This is a genomic window from Paracoccus aeridis (genome assembly GCF_004923205.2).
Lineage (GTDB): Bacteria > Pseudomonadota > Alphaproteobacteria > Rhodobacterales > Rhodobacteraceae > Paracoccus > Paracoccus aeridis.
This window is the reverse complement of record NZ_SELD02000037.1, coordinates 51,028-69,400: the sequence shown is the minus strand read 5'-3', so window position 1 is coordinate 69,400 and position 18,373 is coordinate 51,028. Positions and strand designations below refer to the sequence as shown.

Below are 18,373 nucleotides of genomic sequence, written 5' to 3'. Positions count from 1 at the left end.
CGCCGTTCGAGGACTGGCAGCAGGCCGTAAGGGACTGCCAGTGACATCAAGCCGGTTGCGATGCTGAGGGACCAGCACGGCAGGGGCCGCGGCCGTGCGAACCGGTCGTGGCGGTCAACTGAGCGCGACGGAGACGAGACGGGCCCCTACAGCCCCGCTTCCGCCGCCACCTCGGCGCGCGACTTGCGGCCCCGTTCGGTCGCGGATTTCAGCTGCCCGCAGGCGGCCATGATGTCCTCGCCGCGTGGCGTGCGGATCGGCGAGGCGTAGCCGGCCTTGTAGATGATGTCCGCGAACTGCTCGATCCGGTCCCAGCTTGACCGGCGATAGGGCGCGCCGGGCCATTCGTTGAACGGGATCAGGTTGATCTTCGCGGGGATGCCGCGGATCAGCCTGACCAGCCGCCGCGCGTCCTCGTCGCTGTCGTTGACCCCGTCGAGCATGACGTATTCGAACGTGATCCGCTCGCTGTTGGACAGGCGCGGATAGTCCCGCAGCGCATCCAGCAGCGTCGCCATGTTCCATTTCCTGTTGATCGGCACCAGCTTGTCGCGCACCTCGTCGGTCGTGGCGTGGAAGCTGATCGCCAGCTGGCAGCCGATCTCCTCGGCCGTCCGCGCGATTTCCGGAACCACGCCACTGGTCGACAAGGTGATCCGGCGGCGCGAGAGGGTCAGCCCCTCGTGGTCCATCACCACCTTCATCGCATCGCGCACGTTGTCGAAGTTGTAGAGCGGCTCGCCCATCCCCATCAGCACGAGATTGCTCACGAGCCGGGTTTCATCCTTGGGCGCGCCCTGCCGGGGCCATTCGCCGAGATCGTCGCGCGCGACGAGCAGCTGGCCCACGATCTCGCCCGCGGTCAGGTTGCGGACCAGCTTCTGGGTGCCGGTGTGGCAGAAGGTGCAGGTGAGGGTGCAGCCGACCTGCGAGCTCACGCACAGCGTGCCGCGCCCTTCCTCGGGGATGTAGACGGTCTCGACCTCGTGGCCGCCCGCGATCCGCAGCAGGTACTTGCGGGTCCCGTCCTCGCTGACCTGCCGGGTCACGATCTCGGGCAGGGCGATCTCGAACCGCGCGGCCAGCAGCGCGCGGTAGTCCTTGGCGAGGTTCGTCATCTGCGCGAAATCGCGCACGCCCCAGTGATAGACCCACTGCCAGACCTGGCCCACGCGCATCTTCGCCTGCTTCTCGGGCGTGCCCGCCTGGATCAGGGCGTCCTTCAACTGCTCGCGCGTCAGGCCGACGATGTTGACCTTGTCGGACGCGGGCAGCTTGCGCGGGATCGTCAGCACGTCCTGCACGACCGGCGCCGGGCCCGCGGAGGGAAGGGTGCGTTCGGGGCTGTCAAAGGCGTTCATGGGCGCGGTCCGGGTCGATTGCGGGCGATCCGTGCGCGTTGCCGCGCATGGGGAAGGCTGGGGCGGAAAAGTGAAAGCCGCCCTAATATGGGGCGGCTTTGCGTCGATCAACAGGGAAATCCGAAAAACCGCCCCCGAAGGGCCGGTTCCGGCCCCTTACTTGCAGGTCTCGCGCGCCTTGTTGGTGGCGGCGGTGACGCCCGCGAGCGAGAACGTGTCGGTGGTCGTGGTGCCGCGGGCCGAGCGCCCGGTCACGACCGCGCTGGATCCGCCCCGCAGCGCGGCGACGAGGCGGGTGTCCTCTTCGGGCGAGCCGGCCCAGGCGTTCTCGCCTTCCGTGAACAGGCGGAACTTGGTGCCGCCGACGTCAACCTCGACCGTGCTGTCGGGGGCGAAGGGATAGCCGCCCTGGAACGACACCTCGCCGGCCTGGCCGGGGCGATAGGCGATGTACAGGCGGATGTCGCTGCGCGTGACCTGGACTTCCTTGCCTTCCTGCGTGTTGCGGGTCGACTTGGGGGGCGACACCGCCCAGCATTCCTTGGGGTCGTCGCCGCCGAAGGCCGACCAGTCGCCCTCGCTTCCCAGCAGCCGCGATTCAGCCGCGACGGCCGGCGCGGCGAGCGCCGCCATCAGGGCGGCAACTGCGGCGCCGCGGATCGAAAGGATGGTCATGCTCGAGCCTCCTGCTTGGTCCCCGTTTCGGGGTTGTCCGATTGAATGGTGTAGGTCACACCGGCAGCGGGAAGATAACCAAAAAGCCCGCGCGCCGAAAAGCCCGTGCAGGAACAATCGCGAATTTGTCAAAGGAGCCGCCGATGCCGACCGTGGAACTGATCGAACTGTGGCGCGGCGGGATGCTGGAAAGCGTCCATCGGGGCCATGCGGTCGTGTGGGACGCGGGCGGGATGGTGGCGGCGTGGGGCGACCCCGACGCGGTGATCTTCCCGCGCTCGTCGTGCAAGATGATCCAGGCGCTGCCGCTGGTCGAAAGCGGCGCGGCGGACGCGGCCGGGCTGGGGACCGAACAGCTGGCGCTCGCCTGCGCGTCCCACAGCGGGGCCGCGATCCACGTCACGCGGGTGCAGGCGTGGCTGGACGGGCTGGGGCTTGCCGAAGCCGACCTGCGCTGCGGCGTCCACATGCCGCAGGACAAGGACGAGCACCGGCGCCTGACCTGTTCCGACACCGCGCCCTGCCAGATCCACAACAACTGCTCGGGCAAGCACGCGGGGTTCCTGACGCTGAACCGGCACATGCGGGCCGACGCGGAATACGTGCTGCCCGACCACCCGCTGCAGCAGGCGGTCCGCACGGCGTTCGAGGAGGTGACGGACGAACCCTCGCCCGGCTACGGGATCGACGGCTGCTCGGCCCCGAACTTCGCCACCTCGGTCAAGGGGCTGGCGCGCGCGATGGCGGCGTTCGCCAATCCGCAGGGCGGCGGGCGCGGCGACGCCATGCGGCGGCTGGTCGCGGCCATGGTCGCGCACCCGGAGCTGGTCGCGGGCGAGACGCGGGCCTGCACCGACCTGATGCGCGCCATGGGCGGGCGTGTCGCGGTCAAGACGGGGGCCGAGGCGGTGTTCGTGGCCATCGCCCCCGACCGCGGCATCGGCATCGCGCTGAAGATCGCGGATGGCGGCACCCGCGCGTCGGAAGCCGCCATCACGGCGCTGCTGATCGACGCGGGCCTGCTGGACGCGGACCACCCCGTCGCGCGCCGCCTGCTGACAGCGCCCCTCACGAACTGGCGCGGGCTCGAGGTGGCGGAGCTCCGGACCGCCGCAGGGTTCCCGGCCTGAGGCGTTCCCTCAAGGCCCGGGTCTCACATCATCTGCCACAGCAGCCGCAGCGCCAGCGCCGTCGAGGTGACGACCAGCAGCGGCTTGATGACGCGCGCGCCGACCCGCATGGCCATGCGCGACCCCAGCATCGCGCCGAAAATCTGGCCGGGGATCATCACCAGCCCCACGAGCCACAGCGGGTTGCCGGTCAGCGCGAAGACCGCGAGCCCGCCGAGGTTCGACGAGAAGTTCAGAAGCTTCGTATGCGCCGTCGCCTTGAGGATGCCGAACCCCGCCAGCGTCACGAAGCCCAGCATGTAGAACGCGCCCGCGCCCGGACCGATCAGCCCGTCGTAGAAGCCGACGGCAGGGACCAGCGTCGCCGCGAACAGGGCAGGGCCCATCCTCTGCGCCCGGTCGGCGTCGCCCAAGCCCTTGCGGAACGCGAAGAACGCCGCGATCCCCAGCAGGATCACGGGCAGCAGCACCCGCAGCGCCTGCGTCGGCAGCCACGTCACCAGCGCCGCGCCCGCGGCGCCGGCGGCAAAGGCGATCAGCGCCGTGCCCCACTGCTGGCGCAGGTCCACCAGCCCGCTTTGCGCATAGGCGATCGCCGCGGTCCCGGCGCCAAAGCTGCCCTGCACCTTGTTGGTGGCAAGCGCCTGGTCGGGCGGCAGGCCCGCCAGCATCAGCGCGGACACGGTGATGAGCCCGCCGCCGCCTGCGATCGAATCGATGAAACCCGCAGCGGCGGCCGTCGCGGCGAGAATCGCCACGACATCGAGACCCAGATCGAACATCAGGATCGCGGGGGCGACTGGAACATCGGTTCCGGCCGGGTCCGGCGCGCGGCCGCCCGGGTCAATTCAGACCGTGCTGCGGCGGGTAGCGGCCGTCCTGGAACTCGCCGAAGATCGCGATCAGCTGGGGATGCTCCAGCGGTTCGCCCGAGGGATCGGGCTGCAGGTTCTGTTCCGAGCAGTACGCCACGTAGTAGCTGACCTCGGTTTCGGCATACAGGTGGTAGTAGGGCTGGTCCTTGGACGGGCGCACTTCCTCGGGGATGGACTGGTACCATTCCTCGGTGTTGCCGAACTCGGCATCCACGTCGAAGACGACGCCGCGGAACGGATGCTTCCGGTGCCGGACGACCTGCCCGATGTTGAATTTTGCCATTCGCATGGCGTCCCCCCGGTCCTGCAGATGTCGGACTTCTAAACCCCGGCGCGGCGCGAGTAAATCGTGTCGCGGGCGGCCAAATGGTCGCATTGTCGTCATCTGGCGAGCTGCCAGTCGCGCAGCGCCTCGAGCGGCGCGGTGACCATGACGACGCTCAGCACCAGCCCGTCGCGGGCCGCCCACGCGGTTAACGCCTCGGTCCCCAGGAACAACGCGATGCTACCCCACACCGGCAGGACCGCCGCCAGCCCGAAGCCTGCCAGCGCCGCCACGATGTCGGTCACCGCGTTGACGATCGAATCGCCGTGGTAGTTCACCGACACGGTGACATCGCGGTAACGCTCGATCAGGAAGGGCGTGTTCTCGCCCAGCTCCCACCCGGCCGCGATCATCGCCGCGACCACCAGCCGCTTGTTCAGCGTCCAGTGCGGGGCGACGAGGCGCAGGAACGCGTAAAGGATCAGCCCGTACAGCAGGTGCGAGAAGCTGTACCAGTCGGTGAGGTGCTGCGAGTTCTCGGCGGTCGTGATCTGGCCGTCCCACAGCCGCAGGGTGCCGCAGCTGCAGACCAGCGAATGGCCCATCGCCGCCAGCAGCAACGCGGTGACGAGAACGATACCCGCGATCATCGCGAAGGCGCCGGCGGGGGACCGGCTGAGCCGCTCAAGCATGCTTCGGCGGCTCCACCCGTTTCGGGCCCCTGTCGGTCAGCAGCCAAACCCCGTCGTCGTCCAGCCGCACCGCGCTGACCGGGCCGCCATGCGCGGCCCCCGTGTCGATGTCGATCCGGTTGCCGCGATGCTGGACCTTCTTGACCGGCGTGTGCCCGTGCACGACCAGCACGCCGTGGTCGCGGGTGTCGTCGAGGAACGGCTTGCGCAGCCACAGAAGGTCATCCTCGACCTGCGCGCGCAGGTCGATGCCGGGACGGATGCCGGCGTGGACGAACAGCGCCCACGGCGTCAGGTGCCAGATCGGCAGCCCGTCCAGCCAGCGCGCCTGGTCGGCCGGAACCTTCTCCAGCGCCTCGGCGTGGACCTCGTCGATGGGGCGGGTCTCGGCGTTCTCGATGCCCCAGGATTGCAGCGCCGCGCCCGCGCCGACGTCGCGCCGGGTCCACGGCTTGCGGTCGGACGCGCGCGGATCGATCCAGTGCGGATCGCGCAGGAAGTTCGGCAGCGCGCGGTCGTGGTTGCCCTTGACGACGATCCAGTCGCGCTCCTCGGCCTGGCCCTGCATGAGGAAACGCACCACGCCCGCGCTGTCCGGCCCGCGGTCGATCAGGTCGCCCACGTGGACCACCTGCGCGCCGGCGCCGCCGTCACGCTCGATCAGGTCGTGGACGCCCCGCAGCATGTCGAGCTGCCCGTGCACGTCCCCGATCGCATAGATCCGCATCTGCCGCCTGTCCTCTGCCTGCCGCCCCGGCCAACGGATCGGCCGGGGCGGGGGTTCCTTGCGGACGCGCGTCGCTCAGACCTCGAAGTGCAGCGCGCGCACCTGCTCGAACTTGCCGGTGGCGAGCAGCGCCTGGCGCACGTCCTCGCGCAGCGGCTCGTCCAGGTAGGTGATGGCGATCGCGTCGCCCCCGCCTTGGGTCCGGCCCAGCGTGAAGTTCGCCATGTTGACGCCCATGCCGCCCAGCGTCACGCCCAGGGTCCCGATCACGCCCGGCACGTCGCGGTTGCGGGTGTACATCATGTGGCTGCCGATCTCGGCATCCACGTTGATCCCGCGGATCTGGATGAAGCGCGGCTTGCCGTCGCTGAAGACGGTGCCCGCGATCGCCCGTTCCCGGTCGCCCGACACCATCGTGACCTTGATGTAGCCGTCATAGACCCCGGCCTTGTCCTGGGTGGTGGTGGCGATCTGGATTCCGCGTTCCTTCGCGACCACCGGGGCCGACACCATGTTCACGTCCGGGTTCGCGGCCTTCATGACGCCCGCGATCACCGCGGCGTTCAGCGCATTCAGGTTCATCCCCGCGGCGACCCCGTCGTAGAGGATGTTGATCGCCTTGATCGGCTCGTCCGTGGTCTGGCCCACGAACGCGCCCAGATGCGCGGCGAGCTTGATCCACGGCCCCATCACCGCCGCTTCCTCGGCGGTGACGGACGGCATGTTCAGCGCGTTCTGGACCGCGCCGGTCAGCAGGTAGTCGGCCATCTGCTCGGCCACCTGCAGCGCCACGTTTTCCTGCGCCTCGCTGGTCGAAGCGCCGAGATGCGGCGTCACCACCACGTTCGGCAGGTTGAAGAGCGGGCTGTCCGTCGCCGGTTCCGTCGCGAACACGTCCAGCGCGGCGCCCGCCACGTGCCCCGACTTCAGCGCGGCGGCCAGCGCCTCCTCGTCGATCAGCCCGCCGCGGGCGGCGTTGACGATGCGGACGCCGGGCTTCGCCCTGGCGATGTTCTCGGCCGACAGGATGTTGCGGGTCTTGTCGGTCAGCGGCACGTGCAGGCTGATGAAGTCCGCGCGCCTGAGCAGCTCGTCCAGCTCGACCTTGGTGACGCCGATCTTCTCGGCCCGCTCCTCGGACAGGAAGGGATCGTAGGCCACGACCTTCATCCGCAGCCCCAGCGCCCGGTCGGCGACGATCGAGCCGATGTTGCCCGCCCCGATCAGCCCCAGCGTCTTGTTGAAGAGCTCGACCCCCATGAAGCGGTTCTTTTCCCACTTGCCGGCGTGGGTGGAAACCGACGCCTCGGGCAGCTGCCGCGCGACCGCGAACATCAGCGCGATGGCGTGCTCGGCGGTCGTGACGCTGTTGCCGAAGGGCGTGTTCATCACGATCACGCCCTTCTTCGAGGCGGCGGGGATGTCCACGTTGTCGACCCCGATCCCGGCCCGCGCCACGACCTTCAGCCGGTCGGCACGGTCGAGCAGCTTCTCGGTGACCTTAGTCGCCGACCGGATCGCGAGCCCGTCATAGTTGCCGATGATCTCGGCCAGCCTGTCCTTGTCCTTGCCGAGGTCGGGCATGTAGTCGACCTCGATCCCGCGGTCGCGGAAGATCTGGACGGCGGTCTCGCTCAGCGCGTCGGAAACCAAGACCCTGGGTGCGGTGGTCTGTTGTGCCATGTGTGTTCTCCTGGACGGCAGGGCACGGCGGCGCTCGCCTGCGGCCGTCTTCTGTCTGGAAATATCCCGGGGGTGCGGGGGCTGGCCCCCGCTCGGCGGTCAGCCCTGGGCGGACAGTTCCGCCTGGAAGGCCCACTCGATCCACGGCATCAGCGCGGCCACGTCGGCGGTCTCGACCGTCGATCCGCACCAGATCCGCAGCCCCGCGGGGGCGTCGCGATAGGCGCCGATGTCGAAGGCCACGCCTTCCTTTTCCAGCCGCCTGGCGACGGCCTTGGCGAAGGCCTCGCCGTCCCTGATCCGCGCGTCGGTGAAGCGCAGGCAGACCGACGTCGTGGACGCCGTCGCCGGATCGACCGCGAGGTTCTCGATCCAGTCATGCCGCGCCACGAAGTCGGCCACCGCCTGCGCGTTCGCATCCGCCCGCGCGATCAGGCCCTTCAGGCCGCCGATCGACTTCGCCCATTCCAGCGCGACGATGTAGTCCTCGACGCACAGCATCGAGGGGGTGTTGATCGTCTCGCCCTTGAAGATGCCCTCGATCAGCTTGCCGCCCTTGGTCAGGCGGAAGATCTTGGGCAGCGGGCGGTCGGGGGTGAAGGTCTCGAGCCGCTCGACGGCGCGCGGCGACAGGATCAGGACGCCGTGCGCGCCCTCGCCACCCAGCACCTTCTGCCAGCTGAACGTCACCACGTCGAGCTTGTCCCACGGCAGGTCCATCGCAAAGGCCGCGCTGGTCGCGTCGCAGATCGTCAGGCCGGCGCGGTCCGCCGGGATCGCGTCGCCGTCCGGCACCCGCACGCCCGAGGTGGTGCCGTTCCAGGTGAAGACCACGTCGCGGTCGAAATCGACCTGCGCCAGGTCCACGATGTGCCCGTAATCCGCCTTGCGGACGGTCGCGTCCAGCTTCAGCTGCTTGACGGCGTCGGTGACCCAGCCCTCGCCGAAGCTTTCCCAGGCCAGCATCTCGACCGGGCGCGCGCCCAGCATGGTCCACATCGCCATCTCGACCGCGCCGGTGTCGGAACCGGGCACGATGCCGATGCGGTAGTCGGCCGGAACGCCCAGCACCTCGCGGGTGAGGTCGATGGCCTGCGCCAGCTTGGTCTTGCCGACCGCGTGGCGGTGCGAGCGGCCCAGCGGCGCGCCTGCAAGCATGTCCAGCGAGAAATGGGGGATCTTGGCGCAGGGGCCAGAGGAGAAACGCGGATTGACCGGCCGCGTCGCCGGGGTCGTCGCATCGAGCATGGTTAGCCTTCCAGCTAAATAGCCCCTCGTTGGGGAGGGGTGTCCCACTTGCGTGGATACGCCCGCGCACGATCTGGCGCAAGCGCGGAAATGGCCCTAAGCCCGCCGGAAAGATCGAATGCGAGGGATCCGATGTTCACCGTCTGCATGCTCGCCGCGCCCGACCGCGCCGACCTCGTCGACGACAGGGTGACGGCGCTGAAGTCGCGCTGGGACGGCGGCCATGCGCTGTGGCTGTCGCACGGGGTGGCGGCCGAGTTCCCGGTGGCCGCGCTGCCCGCCGATTTCGAGCAAATGTGGGAGGAATGGCAGGAAGACGGCCTCGACCTCGCCATCGTGCCGACTGCGGGACGGCGCAAGTCGGTGCTGCTGGCGGACATGGATTCGACCATGATCGAGCAGGAGTGCCTGGACGAGCTTGCCGACGTCGCGGGGTTCGGCGAGCCGGTCGCGGCCATCACCGCCCGCGCCATGAACGGCGAACTCGACTTCGACGCGGCGCTGGTCGCGCGCGTCGCGCTGCTGGAAGGGCTGGCCGATTCGGTCATCCCCGAGGTGCTGGCGAGCCGGATCACGCTGGCCCGCGGCGGGCGCACCCTGGTCGCCACGATGCGGGCGCAGGGCGCGTGGACGGCGCTGGTGTCGGGCGGCTTCACCGACTTCACCGGGCCGGTGGCCGACCTGCTGGGCTTCGACGAACAGCGCGCGAATGTCCTTCTGGCCGAGAACGGCAAGCTCACCGGCCGGGTCGCGCTGCCGATCCTGGGGCGCGAGGCCAAGGTCGAGGCGCTGGAGGCGATCACCGCCGCGCGCGGCGTGACGCCTGCCGACGCGATCACGGTGGGGGACGGGGCGAACGACCTGGGCATGCTTGCGGCGGCGGGCCTTGGGGTCGCGCTGCACGCAAAGCCGGTGGTGGCGGCGCAGGCGCCGCTGCGGATCAACTTCGGCGACCTGACCTCGCTCCTGTACCTGCAGGGCTACGGCGAGGACGAGTTCGTGCGCGCCTGACCGGATCGCGCCTCAGGCGGCGCCGGCGGCAAGCGCGGCCACCGTTTCGGCCGCGGGACGCGCGACCGCGCGCGCGGCCCCGGTGCCGCCCCACTGCGCCCCGTAGCCGGTTTCGCCCGCCGCGACCGCGGCCGCGTTCAGCGCCTTGCCGGCGTCGTAGGTCACCGGATAGGCGGGGGCGGCCCGGTCGTCGATCGCCGTGAACAGGTTCTCGACCGACCGCGCCGGCCGCCCGGAGATCGCCCGCGTCATCGCCGTTCGCCCCGACGACAGCGCCGCCCGATGGGCCGGGGTCGTCGCGGCCTCGGGCGCGCGCAGGAACGCCGTGCCGCACTGGACCGCGACCGCCCCCGCGGCGAGCGCCGCGCGCACGTCGGCCGCCTCCATGATACCGCCGGCGGCGATCACCGGCAGCTTCGTGCCGCGCAGCGCGGCCAGCAGGTCGATCAGGCCCAGCCGGTCGTCCGCCGCGTTCTCGTCGAACATGCCGCGGTGCCCGCCCGCCTCCCATCCCTGCGCCACCACCAGGTCGAGGCCCGCCGCCGCGATCGCGTCGGCTTCGGCGCGCGAGGTCGCGGTGGCCGCCAGCACGGCCCCGGTCTCGCGCAGCCGCGACAGGGCGGCGGCGTCGGGCAGGCCGAAGTGGAAGCTGACGAGCGCAGGGCGCGTCGTGCACAGCACGTCGAGCATCGGCCCGGCGCCGGTGAAGCCGGGATAGATGTCGCTGAGCGTCGCGGGCGGGGTCGCGCCGAAGCCCGCGAACAGCGGCGAAAGCCGGTCGAGCCACGCGGATTCCACGGCCGCGTCGCGGCGCGGCGCGCGGTGGCAGAACAGGTTCACCCCGGACGGCCGGTCGGTCAGCGCCAGGGTGCGGGCGATGTCGCCCTCGGCCTGCGCCACGGTGCTGGCGCCGAGCCCGAGCGAGCCCAGCCCGCCCGCGTTGCTCACCGCCGCGGCGAGTTCGGGCGTCGAGACTCCGGCCATGGGCGCCTGGATGACGGGAAGGTCGAGGGTGAGCGGTCCGATCTGCATGCGGGCAAGCCTGTCATGGGAATCACGCGTGCGCCAGAGGGCGCGCGAGCGCCCGCAGTGGCGTGAGCGCCAGAGGCGTCGCTGGCAGGGGGGCGGTTCGGCGGATCGACCATGTCGTCTGCGCGCGCCCGGCCGTCCGCCACAATCCCGGCCTGCCGGAGCCTCGCAGCCCGATCCGGGGATCGGCCCGGCGCTGACCTGAAGCTGCGGGATCGCCGGGACGCGCGCAGCCGGGTCCCGCCGCGCATCACCCTGTCGCGCCGCAGCCCCGCGCGCGACGGGCCGCCCGGACGGGGGCGACGGAGGCAGTCCCATCATCCCTCCGCCTCGTCCATCGCGGGGATGTTGAAGGCGAGCAGGTTGCGCGTGTCCTCGCGGAAATAGACCAGCGAGCGGGTGAGCCCGTGGATGATCAGCCAGCCGAAGCCGCCTTCCGGCAGGGGCTCGCCCGCGGGGTGCGCGGGCGACGGCGGCGCGACGAGGCAGGCGGGCGGCAGGCCGATCCCGTCGTCGGTCACCGCGCAGGCGACGCCGTTGCGGTGGCAGGCGGCGGACAGGTGGATGCGTCGGGGCCGGACGGGGCCGTCGCGGCGCGCGGCATCGGCGCCGTGCCGGACGATGTTGTTCATCACCTCGGCCAAGACGAGTTCCAGCCGGCCCATCACGTCGGCCGAGACATGGGGCGAAAGCCGCGCGTGCAGGTCGGTCAGCGCCCCGCGGACGCTGAGATGGTCGGCGGGCAGGACGCGGTTGAACAGCGCCTCGGCCGCGGCCGGCTCGGGCGCCCGCACGCCGAGCGCTGCTTCGGTCACGACGCGCCACCCGCGGCCTGGGCTGCGGCGGCTTCTGGGGCGGTGTCCCGGGCGGCGACCGGTGCGGGCGCGCGCCCCGGAGCCTGCGCCGCCTCGTCATCCCCCTGCGTCCCGGCCGCCGCTGCCTCGGGCCGCTCGACGATCGTGAACACCGTGTCCATCCGCGTCAGCCGCAGCACCCGCATGACGTTCGCGTGGACCGAGGACAGCGCCATCCGCGTGCCGCCCGGCAGCGCCTTGTGGATCGCGATCAGCGCGCCCAGGCCCGAGCTGTCCATGAACTGCACCTGCGCCATGTCGACCTGCACCAGCCCGGGCGCCTGCGCCACGATCTCGCGCATGCGTTCCTTGAACGACAGCGCCATCGCCGCATCCAGCCGCGGCTCGTCGATGCGCACCACGGCGCGGTCGGGAAGCATGTCGAGCGTCAGGTTCATGGCGGCGGGTCCTTGCAGTCATTCCGTTGATGGCCTGACTAGGTGAAAGATGTTCAGGAAAGGTGAACGCGCCCGGCGGGGAACTAAGGAAACTTTTCGGCATTTCGCAGCGAAGCTTTGACAGATCGGTAACCTGCATCGGATAGGCAGTTAGAAGGCCGAACCCACTCCCGGCCGCATGCCGATGCCTGCCCGGCGCTGCGCGCCCCCGACGATCCGTGAGGTGAACCGATGACCGCCGTTCCCGCCCCGTTCCGTGCAACCGGGCTGCCGCCCCTGGATGAACCGCTGCACCATGTCGCGCCCGGCGCGGTGAACATCGTCCCCGACGTGTCCGAGGCGGCGGACGCGCCGTTCGGGGTCGCGACCCCGTACCGGATCTCCGCAGGCCAGGTCTTCGGCGGCACGATCACCGCGGGCGACGCCGATTCGATCGCGATCACGCTGGTGGCCGGGCAGACCTACGGGTTCACGATGACGGGGAACGGCGGCAACCCGCTGCCCGACACGGTCCTTCAGCTGTACGACGCGGCCGGCACGCTGATTGCCGAGAACGACGACTACGGCGACCAGCTCGACCTGTCGTACTTCACCTTCACGGCCGGCCGCAGCGGCACGTTCTACCTGGGCGCCGGCGGCTACGGCAGCTCGTCGGGCGACTACGTGGTCGGCTACGAGCGCACGAGCGGCCCGGTCACCTCGCCACCCGGCGGCGGAAGCACGGCGATCTGGACGATGGACCAGATCGCCCACCAGCTGACGGACGGTTATCATCAGAGCAATGGCGAAACCCGCCGCGCCTTCGATGTCGAGCCGGGTGGAACGCTGACGGTCGATCTCGGCGGCCTGAACGCGGAAGCGCAGCAGCACGCGCGCATGGCGCTGGGCGCCTGGACGCAGGTCACGGGCATCAACTTCAACACGAACTCGGGCCTGGGCGCGGGCGCGCAGATCGTGTTCCAGCAGTCCGGGCAGGGCGCCTATGCCGGTGCGACCCGGATGACGGGCGCGACGATCCTGCAGTCGGTCGTGAACATCCCGCCGGACTGGTTCTACAACCCGTCAGAGGGGTTCGGCGGCTATCGCTACCAGACCTTCTTGCACGAGATCGGGCACGCGCTGGGGCTTGGCCACGCCGGCAACTACAACGGCAGCGCGACCTGGGGGGTGGACAACCTCTACGGCAACGACAGCTGGCAGGCGACGGTCATGTCGTATTTCGACCAGACCCAGAACACGATCGTGGACGCGTCGCGCGTGTACGTCATCACCCCGATGATCGCCGATCATCTCGCCGTGCAGGACCTCTACGGGGTCCGCTCCGGCCTGTTCGCAGGGGCCAGCATCTGGGGCTGGAACGGCAACGTGGGGGGGGCGCTCGGCACGGCGATGGCGCTGCTGACGCAGGGACGCGCCGTCGGCATGACCATCTTCGACCAGGGCGGCGTCGATACGCTGGACCTTCGCAACGCCGCCGCCGCGATGCGGATCGACCTCATGCCCGGGGCCATCTCGGACGTCTACGGCCGGCTCGGCAACCTGTCGATCGAGCGGGGCACGGTGATCGAAAACGTGAACGCCGGCGGCGGCAACGACCGCGTCGTCGGCAACTACGCGGCCAACGTGCTGCACGGCATGGCGGGCAACGACACGCTGCTGGGCCTTGCCGGGAACGACGTGCTGATCGGCGGCCCCGGCCGCGACCGCCTGGTCGGCGGCGGCGGCAGCGACGTCTACGTGACCGACGGCGCCGACGAGATCGTCGAGGCGGCGGCGGGCGGCTATGACAGCGTGCAGACCTCGGCCAGCTACGCCATGGGGGCGGAGATCGAGGCGGCGACCGCCATCGGCGCCGCCGCCGTCTGGATCCGCGGCAACGCGGCCAGCAACGCGATCACCGGCAACACCGCCGCCAACCAGCTGTTCGGCGGCGCGGGCAACGACGTCATCAACGGCGGCGCCGGCAACGACCTGCTCGCGGGCGAGATCGGGAACGACACCATGACCGGCGGCATGGGCCTGGACACGCTGACCGGCGGGATGGGCAACGACGTCTATGTCTGGGACGGGCAGGACATCATCATCGAGGCGGCGAACGGCGGCTACGACGCCGTCCGCGCCCTGGGCCACATGCGGATGCAGGCCAACATCGAGGCCGCCTACGTCATCGGCACCGGCGCGGTGAACATCGGGGGGAACGCTTTTGCCAACACCATCATCGGCAACGATGCCGCGAACCAGCTTGCGGGCGGGGCAGGCAACGACGTGCTGACCGGCGGCGGCGGCAACGACCTGCTGGCGGGCGAAGCGGGCAACGACCTGCTCGCCGGCAACGCCGGACGCGACACGCTGCTGGGCGGCGCGGGGAACGACACCTTCATCTTCGACGGGATGGACGTGATCGGCGAGGCCGCGGGCGGCGGCTACGACACCGTCCGGACCTGGAACCACCTGACCGCGCAGGCGAACATCGAGATGCTGCAGGCGATGGGCGCGAACGCGATCAACCTGGCTGGAAACGACCTCGCCAACGTGATCCTGGGGAACGAGGGCAACAACCAGCTGGCGGGCGGCGCGGGCAACGACACCCTGTCCGCGGCAGGCGGCGACGACCTGCTGGTGGGCGGCGCGGGCGACGACCGGCTGATCGCGGGCGGCGGGTTCGACCGGCTGCACGGCGGGGCCGGGGCCGACATGTTCGTGCTTGCCACCAGGCACGACTGCCAGGTCCTGGACTTCCAGGACAACGTGGACACGCTGACGCTGCAGCGGGTCGGCGCGCTGGCGGGGGCGACGCTGGCCGACCTTCTGGGCTACGCCAGCAACACCGCGCAGGGGCTGCGCTTCGACTTCGGCGGACCGGCTATGATCCTCGTCACGGGCGCGACGGTCGCGTCGATCCAGGACGACCTGCTGCTCGCCTGACCGGGGCGCCGGAAAGCGGACGGGCCGGCGGATCGCCCCGCCGGCCCGTTTTCGCCCCCGTCGCCCGGTCAGATCGACAGGCAGACGTATTTCATCTCGAGATAGTCCTCCATCCCGTGGCGCGATCCCTCGCGCCCCAGGCCCGACTGCTTGACGCCGCCGAACGGCGCCACCTCGGTCGAAATGATGCCGGTGTTGACGCCCACGATCCCGTATTCCAGCGCCTCCTGCACGCGGGTGATGCGGCCGATGTCGCGGGCATAGAAGTAGGCGGCGAGGCCGAAGATCGTGGCGTTGGCCTTTTCGATCACCTCGTCCTCGCTGTCGAACCTGAACAGGGGGGCGAGGGGGCCGAAGGTCTCCTCGGTAGCGACCTTCATGTCGCCCGTCACGCCCGTCACGACCGTCGGCTGGAAGAAGTTGCCGCCGAGATCGTGGCGCTTGCCGCCCAGCACGACCTCGCCGCCGTTGTCGAGGACGTCGCGGATATGTTCCTCGACCTTCTCGACCGCGGCGGGGTTGATGAGCGGGCCGGTGGTCGTCCCGTCCTTCAGCCCGTCGCCGACCGACAGGCCGTCCACGGCCCTGGCGAGGCGCCTGGCGAACTCGTCATAGACGCCCGCCTGCACGTAGATGCGGTTCGCGCAGACGCAGGTCTGGCCGTTGTTGCGGAACTTCGACGCCATCGCGCCCGCGACGGCGGCGTCCAGGTCGGCGTCGTCGAAGACGATGAAGGGCGCGTTCCCGCCCAGCTCCATCGAGCATTTCATCACCTGGTCCGCGGCCTGCCGCAGCAGGATGCGCCCGACCTCGGTCGAGCCGGTGAAGGTCAGCTTGCGGACCAGCGGGTTCTCGCAGAACTCCTTGCCGATGTCGGACGACCGCGAGGACGTGACCACCGACAGGATCCCCTTGGGCAGCCCGGCGCGTTCGCCCAGCACCGCGAGCGCCAGCGCCGACAGCGGCGTTTCCGCCGCCGGGCGGGCGACAAAGCCGCAGCCCACCGCCAGCGCCGGGCCGCACTTGCGGGTGATCATGGCGTTGGGGAAGTTCCAGGGCGTGATCGAGCCCACGACGCCGATCGGCTGCTTCAGCACGGTCAGCCGCTTGTCGGCCATGTGGCCGGGGATCGTCTCGCCGTAGACGCGCTTGGCTTCCTCGCCGAACCACTCGATGAAGCTGGCGCCGTAGGCGATCTCGCCCTTGGCCTCGGCCAGCGGCTTGCCCATCTCGGCGGTCAGGATCCGGCCCAGGTCGTCCTGGTTCTCCATCATCAGGTCGAACCAGCGCCGCATGACGTTGGCGCGTTCCTTGGCGGGGCGCGCGGCCCAGTCCTTCATCGCGGCGGCGGCCGCGTCGATGGCGCGCGCGACCTCGGCCCGGCCCAGGTCGGCCACGCGGGCGATCACGTCGCCGCGGGCGGGGTTCGTGACCTCGAAGGTGGCGCCGTCGTCGGCGTCGACCCATTCGCCGGCCACGAACGCGCGCGTTTCCAGAAGCGAGGGGTCGCGCAGCAGGGTCTTCAGGTCGGTGGAATGGGCGTTCATGGGATGTCCTCCGCTAAGTCGGGCAGAGCCAACACATTCGCGCCCGTCTTGTCCAGCGCGCGCAACAAAAGCGTGATCGAACCAGGGGCCGCCGCGTCGTGTTGTCAGCCCAGAGCCGCGACGCGGCGACATGAGAGGAGTTTCACATGCGAAATCTGTTTGTCAGCACCGCCATCGCGGCATCCGTCCTGGCCGGCGCGGCCTCGGCCCAGACCATGGCGACCGCCGCGACCGACCTGAACATCCGTTCCGGCCCCGGCAACACGCACGAGGTGATCGGCGTCATCGGCAGCGGTGACGAAGTGTCCGTGTCCGGCTGCATCGAATCGGCGAACTGGTGCCAGGTCACGTCGGGCGCGACGTCGGGCTGGGCCTATGGCGACTACCTGACCACGAAGGTCGGCGAGCAGGTCGAGCCGCTGTATCCGAACCGCCAGTCCGTCGGCGTGGCGGTGATCGAGGCGCCCGCCGAGCAGAGCGAGGGCGCGAACGCGGCCGTCGGCGGCGCAACCGGCGCCACCATCGGCGCCGTTGTGGGCGGCCCGGTCGGCGCGCTGGTGGGCGCCGCGATCGGCGGCAGCACCGGGGCGGCCGCGACCCCCGACCCGTCGGTCCAGACCTACATCGTGGAAAACCCGCGCGACCCGGTCTTCCTTGAAGGCGAGGTCGTGGTCGGCGCCGGCGTCCCGGAGAACGTCGATCTGTACGAGATCCCCGACCAGCCCGACTACCGCTATGCCACGATCAACAACCAGCCGGTCCTGGTCAGCCCGACCGACCGCCGGATCGTGTACATCTACCGCTGAGGGGTCTTCCCTGACGCGAGAGGGGGCGGGGCCGCAGGTCCCGCCTCTTTCGTTCGTGAACGTCCGATCTGCCGGGGTTCAACCGGAGGCGCGGCAGGGCTGGCGGTCGCCCGGCGCGGGCGTCGCGTGCCAGACCGCCCGCGCGATGGCGCGCGACAGGACGCAGGCGGCCGCGTGGCACAGCGCGAACGGCTCTGCCGCCGCACCCCCGGCGGTCGAGACGGCGAACACCAGGTCGCCGTCGAACGGCGTGTGCGACGGCACGATGGCCCGCGCCATCCCCGCATGGGCCGCCGTCGCGAGGCGCGTCAGCCCCGCCTTGTCGAGCGTCGCGTCGGTCGCGACGATGGCGATGGTCGTCGCCTCCTGCAGCCGCTTCTGCGGCGATGGCTCGTGCGCGAGATCGAACGGACCCGCCAGGCCGAGGCCGCCGAACTCCTCCCCCATCTCCCATGGGGCGGCCCAGAACTGACCGCCGGGTGCCGTCACCGACCCCACCGCATTGACCGCGACCAGCGCCCCCACCGTCGCGCCGCTGTCCAGGACCGCCGACGCCGACCCGACGCCGCCCTTCCAGTTCGCCGTCAGCGCGCCCGTTCCCGCCCCGGCGCTGCCGAGCGCGAAGCGCGCCCCCGCCGCCTCCAGCGCGTGCCGCCCCAGCGCGGGATAGGGGTTGTCGGCCCAGTCCTTCGCGCCGCCGTTCAGCAGGTCGAACAGGATCGCCCCCGGCACGATCGGCACCCGCGCGTCGCCCACGGCAAAGCCGCGCCCCATGGCGCGCAAGCCCGCCATCACCCCGTCGCAGGCGGCCAGGCCGAAGCCCGACCCGCCCGACAGGACCAGCGCGTCCACCGCCTGCACCAGCCGGTCGGGCGCGAGCAGGTCCGTTTCCCGCGTGCCCGGCGCGCCGCCCATGACGTTGACGCCGGCGGCGAGCGGCGCATCCGCCGTCAGGACCGTGACGCCGGATTTCAGGCGCTCGTCGCCCGCATGGCCCACCCGCAGCCCGGCCACGTCGGTGATCAGGTTCAGCGGTCCCGGCTTCATCGCTCCCTCCACGTTCCCCGGCCAGCCTGCCGCCGCCCCGCGCCGCCGGCAAGGCGCGAAACCCGCGCTGCGGCAGAAACGTTGTGCCCCATCGCCTGAC

17 protein-coding genes are annotated in these 18,373 nt (G+C 70.7%); 4 read left to right on the top strand and 13 right to left on the bottom strand.

The features are described from left to right. Nucleotides 1–146 precede the first annotated feature (146 nt). Both rlmN and ELI80_RS11635 read right to left on the bottom strand, forming a co-directional pair. Nucleotides 147–1,361, bottom strand: a complete 1,215-nt coding sequence (gene rlmN, locus ELI80_RS11640; RefSeq protein WP_136652091.1) for a dual-specificity RNA methyltransferase RlmN — start codon at nt 1,359–1,361, stop codon at nt 147–149. A gap of 156 nt (nt 1,362–1,517) precedes the next feature. Then, on the bottom strand, nt 1,518–2,036 hold the full coding sequence (locus tag ELI80_RS11635) for an invasion associated locus B family protein (protein ID WP_136652090.1): 519 nt from the start codon (nt 2,034–2,036) through the stop codon (nt 1,518–1,520). Nucleotides 2,037–2,179: 143 nt separating this feature from the next. On the opposite strand from ELI80_RS11635, the gene ELI80_RS11630 reads away from it, so the two are divergent. Continuing rightward, nucleotides 2,180–3,166: an asparaginase gene (locus tag ELI80_RS11630; protein ID WP_136652089.1), complete on the top strand. Its 987-nt coding sequence runs from the start codon at nt 2,180–2,182 to the stop codon at nt 3,164–3,166. 23 nt (nt 3,167–3,189) lie between these two features. On the opposite strand, the gene ELI80_RS11625 is transcribed toward ELI80_RS11630, so the two are convergent. The 6 genes from ELI80_RS11625 to ELI80_RS11600 form a co-directional block, all read right to left on the bottom strand. Next, nucleotides 3,190–3,948 carry a TSUP family transporter gene (locus tag ELI80_RS11625; RefSeq protein ID WP_136652088.1) on the bottom strand — a complete coding sequence of 253 codons (759 nt, stop codon included), beginning with the start codon at nt 3,946–3,948 and terminating at the stop codon, nt 3,190–3,192. Between the two features lie 61 nt (nt 3,949–4,009). Continuing rightward, nucleotides 4,010–4,330: a heat shock protein HspQ gene (gene hspQ / locus ELI80_RS11620; protein ID WP_136652087.1), complete on the bottom strand. Its 321-nt coding sequence runs from the start codon at nt 4,328–4,330 to the stop codon at nt 4,010–4,012. Between the two features lie 92 nt (nt 4,331–4,422). Next, nucleotides 4,423–4,998 carry a DUF2585 family protein gene (locus ELI80_RS11615; protein WP_236641466.1) on the bottom strand — a complete coding sequence of 192 codons (576 nt, stop codon included), beginning with the start codon at nt 4,996–4,998 and terminating at the stop codon, nt 4,423–4,425. After that, on the bottom strand, nt 4,991–5,725 hold the full coding sequence (locus ELI80_RS11610; RefSeq protein ID WP_136652086.1) for a metallophosphoesterase family protein: 735 nt from the start codon (nt 5,723–5,725) through the stop codon (nt 4,991–4,993). Before ELI80_RS11610 ends, ELI80_RS11615 begins: the two co-directional genes overlap by 8 nt. A 75-nt stretch (nt 5,726–5,800) precedes the next feature. Continuing rightward, a complete protein-coding gene (gene serA, locus ELI80_RS11605) occupies nt 5,801–7,408 on the bottom strand; it encodes a phosphoglycerate dehydrogenase (RefSeq protein WP_136652085.1) in 1,608 nt (535 codons plus the stop codon). 99 nt (nt 7,409–7,507) lie between these two features. Then, nucleotides 7,508–8,656, bottom strand: coding sequence for a phosphoserine transaminase (locus ELI80_RS11600; RefSeq protein WP_136652084.1), 1,149 nt, complete (start codon nt 8,654–8,656; stop codon nt 7,508–7,510). Between the two features lie 132 nt (nt 8,657–8,788). Between ELI80_RS11600 and serB the strand changes: the two genes are divergently transcribed. Further along, on the top strand, nt 8,789–9,667 hold the full coding sequence (gene serB / locus ELI80_RS11595; protein ID WP_136652083.1) for a phosphoserine phosphatase SerB: 879 nt from the start codon (nt 8,789–8,791) through the stop codon (nt 9,665–9,667). A 12-nt stretch (nt 9,668–9,679) separates the two neighbouring features. Here serB and ELI80_RS11590 read toward each other — a convergent pair whose 3' ends face one another. The 3 genes from ELI80_RS11590 to ELI80_RS11580 all read right to left on the bottom strand — a co-directional run bounded on the left by ELI80_RS11590 (nt 9,680) and on the right by ELI80_RS11580 (nt 11,948). After that, nucleotides 9,680–10,699, bottom strand: a complete 1,020-nt coding sequence (locus tag ELI80_RS11590) for an NAD(P)H-dependent flavin oxidoreductase (protein WP_136652082.1) — start codon at nt 10,697–10,699, stop codon at nt 9,680–9,682. A gap of 314 nt (nt 10,700–11,013) precedes the next feature. Beyond that, on the bottom strand, nt 11,014–11,511 hold the full coding sequence (locus ELI80_RS11585) for an ATP-binding protein (RefSeq protein ID WP_136652081.1): 498 nt from the start codon (nt 11,509–11,511) through the stop codon (nt 11,014–11,016). Further along, complete coding sequence (locus ELI80_RS11580) at nt 11,508–11,948, bottom strand: STAS domain-containing protein (protein ID WP_136652080.1); 441 nt, start codon at nt 11,946–11,948, stop codon at nt 11,508–11,510. The genes ELI80_RS11585 and ELI80_RS11580 overlap by 4 nt, the downstream gene beginning before the upstream one ends. A gap of 231 nt (nt 11,949–12,179) precedes the next feature. Between ELI80_RS11580 and ELI80_RS11575 the strand changes: the two genes are divergently transcribed. Then, a complete protein-coding gene (locus tag ELI80_RS11575; protein WP_136652079.1) occupies nt 12,180–14,873 on the top strand; it encodes a M10 family metallopeptidase in 2,694 nt (897 codons plus the stop codon). A 68-nt stretch (nt 14,874–14,941) separates the two neighbouring features. Here the strand turns inward: ELI80_RS11575 and ELI80_RS11570 are convergent, their stop codons facing one another. Then, the gene (locus ELI80_RS11570; protein ID WP_136652078.1) at nt 14,942–16,420 is read right to left on the bottom strand and encodes an NAD-dependent succinate-semialdehyde dehydrogenase; all 1,479 of its coding nucleotides are present in this window, start codon (nt 16,418–16,420) and stop codon (nt 14,942–14,944) included. Nucleotides 16,421–16,566: 146 nt separating this feature from the next. On the opposite strand from ELI80_RS11570, the gene ELI80_RS11565 reads away from it, so the two are divergent. Next, entirely contained in the window at nt 16,567–17,226 is a 660-nt protein-coding gene (locus tag ELI80_RS11565; protein WP_136652077.1) for a DUF1236 domain-containing protein, read from the top strand. A 78-nt stretch (nt 17,227–17,304) separates the two neighbouring features. Here the strand turns inward: ELI80_RS11565 and ELI80_RS11560 are convergent, their stop codons facing one another. After that, nucleotides 17,305–18,273, bottom strand: coding sequence for a P1 family peptidase (locus ELI80_RS11560; protein ID WP_136652076.1), 969 nt, complete (start codon nt 18,271–18,273; stop codon nt 17,305–17,307). Between the last annotated feature and the right edge of the window lie 100 nt (nt 18,274–18,373).